This is a genomic window from Gracilibacillus sp. Marseille-QA3620 (genome assembly GCF_054950035.1).
Genome location: NZ_CM143102.1, coordinates 3719758 through 3732817, shown reverse-complemented (window position 1 = coordinate 3732817; position 13060 = coordinate 3719758). Strand labels below are relative to the sequence as shown.

At 43.8% G+C, this 13060-nt stretch carries 11 protein-coding genes; 7 read left to right on the top strand and 4 right to left on the bottom strand.

Translation table 11 applies throughout. The features are described 5' to 3' along the window. Positions 1-14: 14 nt before the first annotated feature. The gene (locus ACY8DX_RS18800; protein WP_462406980.1) at positions 15-737 is read left to right on the top strand and encodes an amino acid ABC transporter ATP-binding protein; all 723 of its coding nucleotides are present in this window, start codon (positions 15-17) and stop codon (positions 735-737) included. A 107-nt stretch (positions 738-844) separates the two neighbouring features. Here ACY8DX_RS18800 and ACY8DX_RS18795 read toward each other — a convergent pair whose 3' ends face one another. Beyond that, complete coding sequence (locus ACY8DX_RS18795; RefSeq protein ID WP_439803467.1) at positions 845-1159, bottom strand: metal-sulfur cluster assembly factor; 315 nt, start codon at positions 1157-1159, stop codon at positions 845-847. 203 nt (positions 1160-1362) lie between these two features. Between ACY8DX_RS18795 and ACY8DX_RS18790 the strand changes: the two genes are divergently transcribed. The 4 genes from ACY8DX_RS18790 (at position 1363) to ACY8DX_RS18775 (ending at position 4957) form a co-directional block, all read left to right on the top strand. Then, positions 1363-2784, top strand: coding sequence for a M24 family metallopeptidase (locus ACY8DX_RS18790; RefSeq protein ID WP_462405812.1), 1422 nt, complete (start codon positions 1363-1365; stop codon positions 2782-2784). A 21-nt stretch (positions 2785-2805) separates the two neighbouring features. Further along, entirely contained in the window at positions 2806-3126 is a 321-nt protein-coding gene (locus tag ACY8DX_RS18785) for a hypothetical protein (protein ID WP_439803469.1), read from the top strand. A gap of 96 nt (positions 3127-3222) precedes the next feature. After that, positions 3223-3492: a DUF4236 domain-containing protein gene (locus ACY8DX_RS18780; RefSeq protein ID WP_462405811.1), complete on the top strand. Its 270-nt coding sequence runs from the start codon at positions 3223-3225 to the stop codon at positions 3490-3492. A 1051-nt stretch (positions 3493-4543) separates the two neighbouring features. Beyond that, the gene (locus tag ACY8DX_RS18775) at positions 4544-4957 is read left to right on the top strand and encodes a hypothetical protein (RefSeq protein ID WP_462405810.1); all 414 of its coding nucleotides are present in this window, start codon (positions 4544-4546) and stop codon (positions 4955-4957) included. A gap of 416 nt (positions 4958-5373) precedes the next feature. On the opposite strand, the gene ACY8DX_RS18770 is transcribed toward ACY8DX_RS18775, so the two are convergent. After that, entirely contained in the window at positions 5374-5955 is a 582-nt protein-coding gene (locus tag ACY8DX_RS18770; RefSeq protein ID WP_462405809.1) for a TetR/AcrR family transcriptional regulator, read from the bottom strand. Between the two features lie 157 nt (positions 5956-6112). On the opposite strand from ACY8DX_RS18770, the gene ACY8DX_RS18765 reads away from it, so the two are divergent. Both ACY8DX_RS18765 and ACY8DX_RS18760 read left to right on the top strand, forming a co-directional pair. After that, the gene (locus ACY8DX_RS18765) at positions 6113-6814 is read left to right on the top strand and encodes an ABC transporter ATP-binding protein (protein WP_049669567.1); all 702 of its coding nucleotides are present in this window, start codon (positions 6113-6115) and stop codon (positions 6812-6814) included. Between the two features lie 10 nt (positions 6815-6824). Next, positions 6825-10685, top strand: a complete 3861-nt coding sequence (locus ACY8DX_RS18760) for an FtsX-like permease family protein (protein ID WP_462405808.1) — start codon at positions 6825-6827, stop codon at positions 10683-10685. A gap of 45 nt (positions 10686-10730) precedes the next feature. Here ACY8DX_RS18760 and ACY8DX_RS18755 read toward each other — a convergent pair whose 3' ends face one another. Both ACY8DX_RS18755 and ACY8DX_RS18750 read right to left on the bottom strand, forming a co-directional pair. Beyond that, complete coding sequence (locus ACY8DX_RS18755) at positions 10731-11885, bottom strand: MFS transporter (protein ID WP_462405807.1); 1155 nt, start codon at positions 11883-11885, stop codon at positions 10731-10733. Positions 11886-12238: 353 nt separating this feature from the next. Next, on the bottom strand, positions 12239-12880 hold the full coding sequence (locus ACY8DX_RS18750) for a GntR family transcriptional regulator (RefSeq protein WP_462405806.1): 642 nt from the start codon (positions 12878-12880) through the stop codon (positions 12239-12241). Positions 12881-13060 lie beyond the last annotated feature (180 nt).

Genomic DNA, 13060 nt, shown 5'->3' with positions numbered 1-13060 from the left:
AATTTTCTAATGTAATGATTGAAATGATTGATGTACATAAGCACTTTGGAACTCTCGAGGTTTTAAAAGGAATTGATTTGACCATTCAAACAGGGGAAGTTGTATCTCTAATAGGATCTAGTGGTTCAGGGAAAAGCACCTTGTTGAGATGCCTCAATCATCTAGAAAAAGTGACGAGTGGGAAAATTATTGTTGATAACGTTCTTTTGAATAACAATAAAGCGAATATTGCTCATATCAAAAGAGAAGTGGGAATGGTGTTTCAGCAATTCAATCTATTTCCGCATATGACAGCACTAGAGAATATTATCGTAGCGCCTATCCATGTTTTAAAACGACCAAGAAAAGAGGTTGAAGAAGATGCCATTAGGCTGCTGAAAAAGGTGGGTTTAGAGGAAAAGAAAAATGACTATCCAAAGAAATTATCTGGAGGACAGCAACAAAGAGTCGCTATTGCAAGGGCATTGGCGATGCGTCCTAAAGTAATGTTATTTGATGAGCCGACATCTGCTTTAGATCCAGAATTAGTCGGGGAGGTGCTTCAGGTAATTAGAAAGGTTGCAGAGGAAGGGATGACAATGGTTGTTGTCACACATGAGATGAACTTTGCAAAGGAAGCGGCAGACAGGGCTATTTTTATGGCCAATGGGCGAATTGAGGAGCAAGGTATGGCAAAGGAGGTATTAACCCATCCTCAAAGTGAGAAACTGCGGACGTTTTTAGGCTATAAAAATTAGCTGGAATAAAGAAAAGGTTACTAAATTACATAAACCTCATTTTCCACCCAAAAAGAGAAGCCCTGAATCGTTATTATTCAGGGCTTTTTCACACGTAAAGACTTACCTCACCCATGAACCCCTAAGGCAAGCTTCGCCAATCGAGACATGCGTTCCTTAGACCAAGGAGGGCTCCACACAATATCCACTTGAACGTCTTTGATCATCGGCAGATTAAGCAGCAATACTTCTTTGACATCGGCGACAATCCGTCCGGCCATTGGGCAGCCCATGGAGGTCATGGTCATGGTGATTTTGACGCTGTGCGGCTGGATGAGTTCCACGTCATAGACGAGGCCGAGATTGACAATATCAACTCCAAGCTCTGGGTCCATGACATCTTCTAGTTCTTCAAGAATTTGTTCCTTCGTTAAGGTCTCCATCCTCTTACGCTCCTTTCGTATAGGTTTATCTATGAGAATAAATTGAATGTAGAATAGGATAGTTTTCCTTTGATTACTATAAGCTAGTTCACGATGAAATCATGTGACCTAGCGCACACTTTTAGAATTAATCTTCCTTTTGTATGTGTGATAACTATATTAAAATGATTTATAGAATAGTGTTACTAGAGAGGAAGCTGTTCATGAAGAGTCTAAAAGAAATCTATCATCATAAGAATTTTTCATTAAGGAAGGTTCGATATCTAGAACCTGTTTTCAATAACCGTCCGGCGATTCTTTCGGATGAAACTTTTCGTGAAAGAAAGAACAAGCTGCTACAAGCAATGAAGGATAATGGGGTTGATCTTGTATTTGTCTATGCAGACCGGGAGCATGGGGCAAACTTTGAGTATTTGACGGGATTTATTCCCCGTTTTGAGGAGGCTATGCTTGCGATTGCCTCTACTGGAGAGGAAATCCTATTCCTTGGGAATGAAAACGTAAAGATGGCTCCTCATTCTCGCATGAAGGCTCAGCTTGTTCATGTTCCGTATTTTTCATTGCCAAATCAGCCGATGGAGAATGACCGCAGTTTGAGAGACATCATAAGTGATGCAATTGATTTTCGCGGGAAAACAATCGGGATTATTGGCTGGAAGGTATTTACGAGCCATTTTGAGGACAATCGCCAATTATTTGATGTTCCCTATTTCATCGTAGATATCCTCCAAAGACTTGCGAAAGAGCATGGCGGTGAGGCCATGAATGCAAGCGCCCTGTTCATGGGGGAGAATGGCGGAATTAGAACAACCAATAATGCCAACGAAATCGAGCATTATGAATATGGCTCAAGTCTTGCTTCTGATTGTGTACTAGATGTATTGAATCAAGTGGAGATTGGAAAGACGGAAATGGAACTCGCCTCCTCTTTGTCGGCATTCGGTCAGCCGCATAATGTGACGGCTATCTGTGCAACGGGAGACCGGTTCACGAACGCAGTCATTTATCCGAGAAATAAGGCGGTCCAGCTTGGGGATAAGTTTTCTGCGACAACGGGCTTTAAGGGTGGATTGGCCAGCAGGTCGGGATATGTTGTGAATAACACGGAGGAGCTTCCGGCGGATGTTCAAGATTATCTTGAGCGAGCGGCGATTCCATACTATGCGGCTGTTGTTGCCTGGCTTGAACAAATCAAGATTGGTATGAATGGCGGCGAGCTTTATGAAATCATTGAAGAGGTACTGCCGAAGGAGGATTACCATTGGCATTTGAATCCAGGCCATCTAACGGCTGATGAAGAGTGGCTGTCATCCCCAGTTTATCCACAATCGAGCACAGAGCTGAAGAGCGGAATGCTTCTGCAAATTGACATTATACCATCTGTACAAGGATACGCAGGAGCGAGCGCTGAAACCGGGATTGCTCTGGCAGACGAGCAGCTGCGTGAAGAAATTCAGGAGAACAGTCCGGAATTATGGGAGAGAATCTTGAAAAGAAGAGACTATATCGAAAAGGAGCTTCATATCCGGCTACATCCGGAGGTGCTTCCCCTTTCCGATACAGTTGGCTATTGTCGTCCATATTTATTAAATAAAGAAAGCGCCCTATTATTCCATCGAGAATGAACATGAAGGGAGACAGAAGACATGAAGCAATTTGATTTGAAATCGGGAACAAGAGTGATGGTGGATGAAAGCAAGATTATTATTGAAAGAACGAGCGGAAAGAGTGCTATGAAGGGATTATTTGCAGGGAGAGCGATGGGTCAGATGACCATCAAAATGTCTGCTGTGACAGGGCTGATCCATTACGCGGATTATTTAATCATTTGTGCCTCAGGACTTCCGACTCCGAATGATTTCAAAATCTCCAATGTGGCAGAAATTAAGCAATATCCAAACTGTATTGTGGCGAAAGAGGAAGAGCTTTCCGATCTGTATCAATATTTGAATGGGTTCATTCATTAATCGAAAAGACCAGGTCTTTTTATAGTCGACAAAATACGACATATGATCGCCAAGATAAAGAAAAAAGGTGAACGAAGGGAAGGGGGAGAAGCAGACATGGGGTTACGTTTCAGAAAAAGCTTCAAGATTGCTCCAGGAGTACGCATCAATGTCGGTAAGAAGAGCGCAGGGCTCAGTATTGGCGGCAAGGGGGTCCGCTATTCTGTCAATACGAGCGGGCGGAGGACAGCAAGTGCTGGTATTCCAGGGTCAGGTCTTTACTATACAAGCACAAAGAGCGGAGGCAGCCGGGCTAAGTCAAGTGCTTATCAGCAGCGTCAAGCACTGCAGCGGGCAGAACGCGAAAGAGAGAATGGAACAGCTTGAGCTTGCCCAATTAGAAGTGGACATGTATGAAAACCAAGTGGAGCTATTGAAGAGCATCCATAAAGAGGCTGATGAACCAGTGGATTGGGCGTATTTAGCGAAAGCGGAACCGCCATTCCAAGCTGGACAGGCAGGCCCGAAGGAGAAAGAGGCAAGGCAAGCGCTTGAGGCATATCAGCCGACATGGTTGGAGCGAATCTTTAAGGGGCGCCAATTATTGAAGCGCCAGAAGCTCGAGCTTGCTGTAACAAAGGGAAAGGAAGAGGATGATTCTGCCTATCAGAATTGGGCAGAGCTAACGACTCTTTCGAACGATATTTTAGCCGGGGACATTGATGCCTATTTCCGTGCTATTCAGGAGATGGACCCGCTCGGAGACTTGACTGAATTCGGGAGCGGATTTGAATTCTCGACCGATGACCCATCCTATATGGAAGTCCAGTTCGATGTACATTTTGAGGAGATGGTACCGCTGAAGGAGAAAAAGCTGACGAAGACAGGGAAGGTGTCTGAGAAGGCTTTGACAAAGACGCGCTATTATGAGCTTCAGCAGGATTATGTGTGCAGCAGTGTCATCCGTATCGCACGTGATTTGTTTGCGCTCTTGCCTCTTGAGAAGGTGGTTATTCATGCTTATGACGAGATGCTGTATACGGAAATAGGCCATATGAAGCGTGAATGCATCCTATCTGTCATCATTGATTGCGAGACGATTGAGAAGTTGAATTTAGATTTAATTGATTGTTCAGATGCCATGGTAAATTTCCCTCACCGCATGCATTTTCGGAAGACAAAAGGCTTTGCGCCTGTTACAGCTTTAGCGATAGAAGCAGAATAGAGTATACAAAACTGAACCTGGAATAAAGCAGGTTCAGTTTTGTATTGTTTTCGCACGGATTGTTGCTTATGCATCTATTTAGCGGTGCATTGAATGGAGTATGGCTTCTTCAACTAAGGGGAGTTAATCAAAAGAAGGAATAAAAGACTCGTAGAAAGAATTAATAACTAATATGAAGGTATTTGAACAAATATTATGAACGATGGGGGGGAAATGATGCAAACAACAAGAGCAAGAATGTTGAGCATTTATGATTTACTTTTGGCATTAGGCGCCATTTATTGCGGCATTCAAATGGTCCGTTCAAACGACGGAATCTTTGCCGAGCAGTACCCCGAAAGCTGGGCAAATAATCTTCCTTTCGATAGTTGGGTTATGCCTGGTATTCTTGCCATTTTCATATTCGGACTAGGTAATATCATAGCTTCTTTATTTAGCTTTGTAAGCAGGGGGAATAGTTCGTGGTATATTTCGATGATAATGGGTGCCCTTTTCTTTTTCGGCTTGATTCTCCAGTATATGCTAGTGCAAGAAACATATATCGTAACAACGCCGTTTTTGATTTTAAGTGTTATTCAGATATGTCTAAGTGCATATGTTTTGATTGGTTATAGAAAAGAACTCTAAGTGGGATTGAATAAAATATCTATTGATTTGAAATGTACTTAATCAAATGGTGGCATTAATCCAAGAAGGGTTAATGCCCTTTTATGTAGATACGTAAATGGAGAAACGCGGCAGCTTGTAGAAGAGGGAAAGCCCTCTGTCGAATTGAATAGTTAGAATATATTGTTTATTTGGAGGTTTTTTCTATGATCTTTGAAATGACTTATCAAGTTCGAGTATCAGATATTAAAGAAGGCGAACAATGGTATAGAGTTTTCTTAAATAAGAGCCCAGATTTTATATATAAATTGCGTCCCTTATGACACTACTGCTGTACGATGGTCTGGTATACTACTGCCCTAAATACCAAGAATCTGTGGATCAAATCTCAACGAACTATTAAACAAGAGCAATAATCACTCCGATAACAGCCTTCTTTAATGATCGAGCATATCGAATGGAGAGATGAACCGCGTACGGATAATCAGCTGGCTAATCTCTTCAGGGGTTTCCATTTCCTCCTTCTTAATCCAATGTTCAAGGATGCTTAAAATGCTTCCGATAAGGATTTCCTCTGCATAGTCTTGCGGAATACCTTCTATGTATCGAGCTTCTCCTTTTTGTTTCTTTTGTTCTTTCTCGATGAGTTTTCGGATAAAGGATTTGATTCGTATATAGAACTTTGGATGGCCATTGGGACTGAGCAGAATTTTAATCGTGTCAGCATGCTCATAAATAAAGGAGATGGTACGATCAATCGCTGGGTTTTCCGTTTCGGAGGGCGGGGTGATAATGGATTGAGAAGTATCAAGGATTTCCATGAGAGAGTCCATTATGTTGTTTTCTATTTTCTCAAGCAGATCATATCGGTCGATGAAGTAAAGGTAGAAGGTTCCACGGCTTATGTTAGCCAGGCGAGTAATATCGGTGACCTTGATTTCATCGATGCTTTTCGTCTCCATTAATTGTAGAAGGGTTTCCTCGATATGCGTAATCGTTCGCCGTTTTTTATTTTCCATGAATGTGAATCACTCTTTCCTATTATAAAAACAGCCCCTCTATTTTATTATTCTAAAATAGACACTTTTTAAAATCTGCACATTGAACTGGGCTTCAAAAAGGTATTATAGTTTTACTATACCTAATAAAATTGCTGACGGAAAGGAGAGGATGTATGTGGCGTACATTGAGATGATTGACAGCTATAAACGCTATCAGTCAGGGGAGACCACAATCGTCGCCAATAACGGAATAAACTTCACCATAGAAAAGGGCGAGCTTGCCATCATTCTTGGAGCCTCTGGAGCCGGTAAATCGACAGTCCTCAATATATTAGGCGGTATGGATACGAATGATGAGGGGGATGTCATGGTTGATGGCAACAATATTGCTAAGTATAATACCCGGCAATTAACGGCCTACCGCAGAAATGATGTTGGATTTGTGTTTCAGTTCTATAATTTGTTGCCCAACCTGACGGCCACTGAAAATGTGGAGCTTGCAGCAAGTATTGTCCGAGATGCGCTTGATGCGAGGAAGGTGCTGCGGGACGTAGGGCTGGCAGACAGACTTGATAACTTCCCTGCCCAGCTTTCTGGAGGTGAGCAGCAGCGAGTAGCGATTGCCCGTGCCGTTGCGAAAAATCCAAAGATTCTCCTATGTGATGAACCAACTGGTGCCTTAGACTATAATACTGGCAAATCAATTCTGAAAGTTCTGCAAAACATGAGCCGAGAATCTGGAACAACAGTTGTTATTGTCACCCATAATGCAGCAATTGCACCAATCGCTGATCGTGTCATTCATATCAATGATGCGAAAGTACGGAAGATTACGGTCAATCCCAATCCTGTTTCCATCGATTCGATTGAATGGTAGGTGAATGGTGATGATGAATAATATGCTGCACAGAGAGACATTCCGAACAATCAAGAAGACCTTCGGAAGATTCCTATCCATTGCGGCTATGATTGCGCTAGGCTGCTTTGCCTTTGTTGGCTTAAAGGTGACTGGGCCTGATATGCGTTCAACGGCGGAAAAGATATACGACACCTACCAATTAGCAGACGTTTCGATTGTTTCAACCTATGGACTAGACGAAACGGACGCAAAGGCTATTGAAGCGAATGAAAACATTGACACGATTGAATATGGCTATTTTTATGATGCAATGGAAAAACGCATGAATGAATCGATTCGGGTCTTTTCATTGACCGATAAACTATCTAAATATAATTTATTGGCAGGAAAATTGCCAGAGAAAGCGGGGGAAATTGCCCTTGATAAGAGTCTTAAATCTGTCTATGATCTAGGTTCTAAGATTGAATTGGTCAATCAAGATGGAAAAGCCATTCATTCGATGCTGAACCGGTCTGCTTTCACGGTTGTTGGGTATGTGGAATCAAGTGAATTTGTGAGCAAGACAAATTTGGGGAGCTCAACTGTTGGGACAGGAAGCCTGGATACATATGGTGTGGTGACAGAAGATCATTTCGATTCAGACGTGTACACGATGGCTCGCATTAAGGTGAAGGGTGCGAGTAAGTATGCCTATTATGAGGATGCCTATACACGTTTAATCAAGAAAAGCACTGCACAAATTACCTCGAGCTTAGAGGACCAGCCTGAACTTCGTCTTACCGCCATCAAAGAGGATGGACAAGAGGATATTGATCAGGCCCAAGCGAAAGTTAATGACGCTAAGCAGGAATTGGTCGATAAAGAGCAGGAATTGAGCGATGCGAGGCGGAAGCTTGTAAACGCTGAAGAAGATTACAATGAGCATCAAGCTCTTTATCAGCAGAAGATCAGCTCTGCCCAGTCACAGATTGAGAGCGGGGAACAGGAGCTCGCAGCAGCCAAACAGCAACTAATCGACGCAGAAAGGGCGATAGAGAATGGAGCGGCCAAGCTTGTGGATGCCGAGGAAACCTATGCGGAGAAGAAAGAGCAATTGGCCGATTCCAAGAACAGGCTTGACCAGGCAAGAGCCGTTATTCTGGCGAATGAAGCAAAGCTGGCGGCAGCGGGTGCTGAAATGGAAGATGCGAAGACTGCATTACAGGAAGCAAAGGCAGAGATAGCAAGTAAACAGAAAACCGTTTCAGCAGGTAAAGAAGAAGCTGCCGGTGCTCAAGCTAAAATCACTGATGCACAGGCCCAGCTTGATGCGAAATCAGTCGAGCTTGAGGAAGCGGCAGATCAGCTTACCCTCTTAAAGGCAAAGAAAGAAGAGCTCTTAAAGGATTCGGCTTCCATGGAGGCAGAGCAAGAAAAGCTGGATGAAACAATGGCGTATCTAAATGAGCAAATTACTGCCCTCAGCACACAGATTGAAAAGCTGCAAGCGGCAGGGGAGGATACAACCACGCTTGAGGTGCAATTGGCTGGGCTAAAAGCCGGGCTAGTAGAGGCTGAGCAAGGGGAACAAACCTTGGCAGCCAAAAGGGAGGAATTGGCCACAGGTACGGCTGAACTTGATGTCAGTCTCATGAAGCTTCAGGAAGCTTCTGAACAAGGCGAGAGTGAGCTGGCAGCTGCTCAAGGAGAACTTGATGCGAAGCAGGAGACGGTGAACAGTAAAATAGCTGAATTGGATAACGCGCAAGCTAAGATTGTCGCGGGGCAGTCTAAGCTGAAAGAGAAGGAAGAGGCATTATCAACCCAAATGGCTGTTTATGAAGAGGGATTAGCTGAGCTTGAGAAAGCAAAACAGCAGCTTACATCCGGTCAAGAGACGTATGAGCAGGCCGCTTCGAAATTGGCGGGTAGCGGTGCTCTTTTAGCGGAAAAAGAGCAGCAGCTCGAGGAAAGCAAGGCTCAGCTGCAATTCGGCCAATCCGAATATGAACAAAAGGCAGACCAATTGCAGCAAGCAATCCATCAATTGGATGCCGAGAAAGCCGATGGTGCGAAACAATTGGCAGACGCCAAGGAGCAAATCGAAGCCGGGTTTGAGACGTATGAGGAAAATGAGACAAAATTCCTTGAGGCAAAGCTGGAGGCTGAAAAGGAGATTGCCGATGCGGAGGAGAAAATGGCGGATGCGAAGGATGAGCTGAATGCCCTTGAACTGCCGGTCTATGATGTACGTGACCGTACTGACAATCCTTCCTATAAACAGTATTGGGAAAACTCCCAGCGAGTTGATTCATTGGCAAAGGTATTCCCGGTCATCCTCTTTGGCATCGCGGCCTTAGTGTCATTGACAACGATGACAAGAATGGTGAGTGAGGAACGCCAGCAAATCGGTACACTCAAAGCATTAGGGTATGAGAACAATACCATTTTGAGCAAATATGTCGTGTACGGATCATTGGCAAGCATACTAGGAGCAGCAGTCGGCATCACGCTTGCCCATTACATCCTGCCGACCGTCATTTTCAATGCGTATGCGGCTGAATACACCTTCCAAACGGTCGATCTGAACTTCTTTCCCGTGTACTCCGTTATCGCGCTTTTTGTCTCCATTGCCTGCACGACTGTAACGGTCTTTTTGGCGGCGCGAAAGGAAATGGGCCATACGCCAATGTATTTGATGACACCAAAACCGCCAAAAATCGGTACGCGCATCCTGCTCGAGCGCATCACGCCGCTATGGAGCCGGTTGAGCTTTAATAATAAGGTGACGGCAAGGAATCTATTTCGTTACAAAAAGCGGATGCTTATGACCATCTTTGGTGTGGCTGGATGCACTGCCTTGCTTATCACAGGCTTTGGCATCAAGAATTCCTTATCAGGTCTTGCTGATAAGCAGTTTAATACCCTCATCCGCTATGATATCCTTTCTGTGTATGACGAGGATAATAAGAGGGCTGATGATTATCACAAAGCCTTGGCTGATGAGGAACAAATCAGCTCCTATGGAGAGATTCATTATGAAGCGATGACAGGCATGGCTGCCGATGACAATGAGCAGGATATTACGATGCTTGTCTCTGATGATCATGAGATGCTGGAGGACTATATGACGCTCCAAAACCGGGAATCAGGCAAAAAGCTGTCCATTGAAGGTGATGGCATCATTCTGAGTGAAAAACTCGCAAAGGTGATGGAAGCAGAGGTTGGGGACAAGGTCACCCTCCGTGATGAGGATGATCAGGAATATTCCTTTAAGGTTTCCGGCATTATGGAGATGTATGTTGGTCATTATGCCTTCCTCTCAGTTGAGTACTACGAGAAGGTCCTTGGTGAAAAAGCAGTGAATAATGCCAGCTTAATCAAGGTAAAGGACGCTACAGCAGAGAATGTGGACCAAGTGGCAGCAGATGTGATGAAGCAAGAGGCGACAACAGCCGTTATCAAATCCAATCAATCGAGCAAAACCATTAACGAAATATTGGACGGATTAAATAATGTCGTACTTGTCATCATCGTCTGTGCCTCCATGCTTGCAATTGTCGTCATATACAATCTGACGAATATCAATGTCTCTGAACGCATTCGCGAGTTGAGCACGATTAAGGTACTTGGCTTCTATCCGGTGGAAATCACCTTATATGTGTTCAAGGAAATCTTCGCCCTGACCATCATGGGGATTCTTGCTGGCTATTTGGGCGGTTACTTGCTTCATGCGTATATCAATGAAACATTGCCTCCAGATAATGCGATGTTCAGTCCAGATTTATGGATCAGCAATTTTGTTATCTCAGGGCTCATGACAATTGGCTTCTCCCTGATTGTTATGGTCATTATGCATGTGAAGCTGAAAAAGGTGGATATGCTTGAAGCATTGAAATCAGTTGAATAATCAAGGAAAGCCTCCCATTCAATTAGATGGGAGGCTCCTCTTTTTTTAGGCAGAATGCTTATTCAGTTTTTGCTCGAACAAAGTCACGCCGCTGCAGCCCAGAAGCACGGCGTTTGACCAGAAGATTGGGAAAAAGCCGAGCAAGGAACCGACAGATCCGAAGACAATCGGTACAAGGAATTGCACAGTCTTATTCACCGTTAGACGGATACCAAGCACCTCGCCTGTTCTTCCAATAGGAGAATGATTATAGGCCATTGTCATGGAAAGCGGCTGACATAATCCCAAGCCAAGTCCCATAAGGAAGGAGACGGCCATCAAATAGAATGGATCTCCATTGAGCGGGATGAGGAAGAAGGCAACAGCTGATATGGTTAGACAAATGCCTAGCACTCTCTCCTCCTTCATCTTGGCCGTTAAAAATGGCATGAAGAGACGTGACACAATGAAGGCTGTCGCATTACAGCCAATAATGATTCCGATAACGGAAGCAGAAAGGCCGAGTGTTTTCCCGTAGATTGGGAAGTAAAACTCATATATGCCGACTCCTGTTAGAATGATGCCGCTTGTAATGAATGTTTTCCGTAAGGTTGGTTTCATCAGCAGCTCGGTAAAGCCGCCCTTCTGTTCTGTACTCGTACCTGACTTTTTCTCTGCTAGAACCGGCATGGTGAGCTTTAGGAAGAACACCGCAGGAATGACGGAGAAGGCCGCCAGAATCAAGAAAGTCATGGAATAATCAAGATGGTCTATAGCAAATCCGGTTAATAACGGACCGATTAAATTGGCAACTGAAATGGCTAGTGTATAAGCAGCGAAGCTCTTAGAACGGGAATCCTCTGTACTATAAGCTCCTACTAAATTTTGTATCGAAACAATCGTGAATATCTGGAACAGTCCAAATAATAATTGTGCCGCAATTAAGGAGATTAAGCTTCCGTGGAATAGAAAGGGAATCAAAAGAGCCGCACCCGTTCCCAGCATCCCAATCGCAATCGGCATTCGATAGCCCGTTCTGTCCGACAACCTGCCAGCATAGGAGGCAAAGAACATTGGAAAAAGAGCGGTTGAAGCGACGACAAGCCCTAAGGACAAGGAAGTAGCCTCTAAATCCATTGCATAAAGCGTAACAAGAACCGTATCTCCTCTAATACTCGTTTGAAACAACAAGGACAAAAGGATGACGGTGTAAAAGTGCATGAACCTTCATCTCTTTTCTTGAATTAGACAATATTGTTTAACAATTTAGCTCTAGTTTATACCTGGTGGTAAAATATGTCTAATGAAGTGCTCGTGCGGATGAAGAAAGCCTTTGGGTATGCTGATTTTCATGGGGGAATAGGTTCCTTGAAAGCGCGGATTTCGCCCATAAATCAAGAAGTGAGGATTATTTCATCCTGAAATGATGCCTAATCAAGTGATGACAGTCAAAAAAATAGAATCCAGCTGTCAAAGACCAGGTATTCCGGAATTTTTCTTTCATTTTGACCCTGCCTGGAAAAACAAAAAACAGGAGGATGACCATTTTGGTTTCTCCTCCTGCTTGAGATTCTTTAGACTAAGAAAGTATAGTTTTCTGCCAGGGCTTTGCGCACCTGTGCGATGTGATGCTTGATGGCATCCTCGGCCCAGTTTCCGTCATGTGACTTCATGGCATTAAGGACTTTCTGGTGCTCCTTAAGCGAGTCCTGAGTCCGGCCAGGAATAAGAATCGTCTTGATTTGCAGCCTTTTAAGCTGATTTTTGATCTTATTAACCATCTCGACAGCCTGCTGATTAGTGGATGCCTCGTAAATGATGGCATGAAAGGTTTGATTGCATTTGGAATACTCATCGAATCGATTGTTCTCCAAATGGCCTTTCATCTGCTCGAAGGTTTCCTCGAGCAGCAGCAATCTCTCCTCTGTCATATGAGGGGCGGCTGTTTTAGCAATTAATCCTTCTAATGTTTCGCGGATTTCCAGGTAATTGATGATCTCCTCCAGGGAAAAGGATTTAATCCTTGCCCCCTTATTGGTTTCGATCAAAACGAGATTCTCCTGTTCCAGCTTAAGCAATGCCTTCTTCACCGTGTTTCTGCTGACCCCAATCACTTCAGATAATTCGCTCTCATTCAATTTCTGTGAAGGCTTATAATCACCCTCCATAATTCGTTGTTTAATATAATCATATGTGATTTCAGTTGGTCTGCTCATCCTCATACCTCTTTTTTTTACATGTATTGTCACTATTAGTTTAACAAAATTGTTCGAAAATTTGAGCTTCTTGCTCTGATAGGATGCTTTTTGGAAGGCTGAAAAAAATCATTCTTGATTCGCTCATTTCACATGATTCCGCTCGCCAAATCTCCAGGTATCGTTCGTAAGAAGCCGGGC

Excerpts from the sequence above, each read along its gene's own strand:
- ACY8DX_RS18800 (WP_462406980.1), top strand. The coding sequence starts at position 15 with ATGATTGAAATGATTGATGTACATAAGCACTTTGGAACTCTCGAGGTT.
- ACY8DX_RS18795 (WP_439803467.1), bottom strand. The coding sequence starts at position 1,159 with ATGGAGACCTTAACGAAGGAACAAATTCTTGAAGAACTAGAAGATGTC.
- ACY8DX_RS18790 (WP_462405812.1), top strand. The coding sequence starts at position 1,363 with ATGAAGAGTCTAAAAGAAATCTATCATCATAAGAATTTTTCATTAAGG.
- ACY8DX_RS18785 (WP_439803469.1), top strand. The coding sequence starts at position 2,806 with ATGAAGCAATTTGATTTGAAATCGGGAACAAGAGTGATGGTGGATGAA.
- ACY8DX_RS18780 (WP_462405811.1), top strand. The coding sequence starts at position 3,223 with ATGGGGTTACGTTTCAGAAAAAGCTTCAAGATTGCTCCAGGAGTACGC.
- ACY8DX_RS18775 (WP_462405810.1), top strand. The coding sequence starts at position 4,544 with ATGATGCAAACAACAAGAGCAAGAATGTTGAGCATTTATGATTTACTT.
- ACY8DX_RS18770 (WP_462405809.1), bottom strand. The coding sequence starts at position 5,955 with ATGGAAAATAAAAAACGGCGAACGATTACGCATATCGAGGAAACCCTT.
- ACY8DX_RS18760 (WP_462405808.1), top strand. The coding sequence starts at position 6,825 with ATGATGAATAATATGCTGCACAGAGAGACATTCCGAACAATCAAGAAG.
- ACY8DX_RS18755 (WP_462405807.1), bottom strand. The coding sequence starts at position 11,885 with ATGCACTTTTACACCGTCATCCTTTTGTCCTTGTTGTTTCAAACGAGT.
- ACY8DX_RS18750 (WP_462405806.1), bottom strand. The coding sequence starts at position 12,880 with ATGAGCAGACCAACTGAAATCACATATGATTATATTAAACAACGAATT.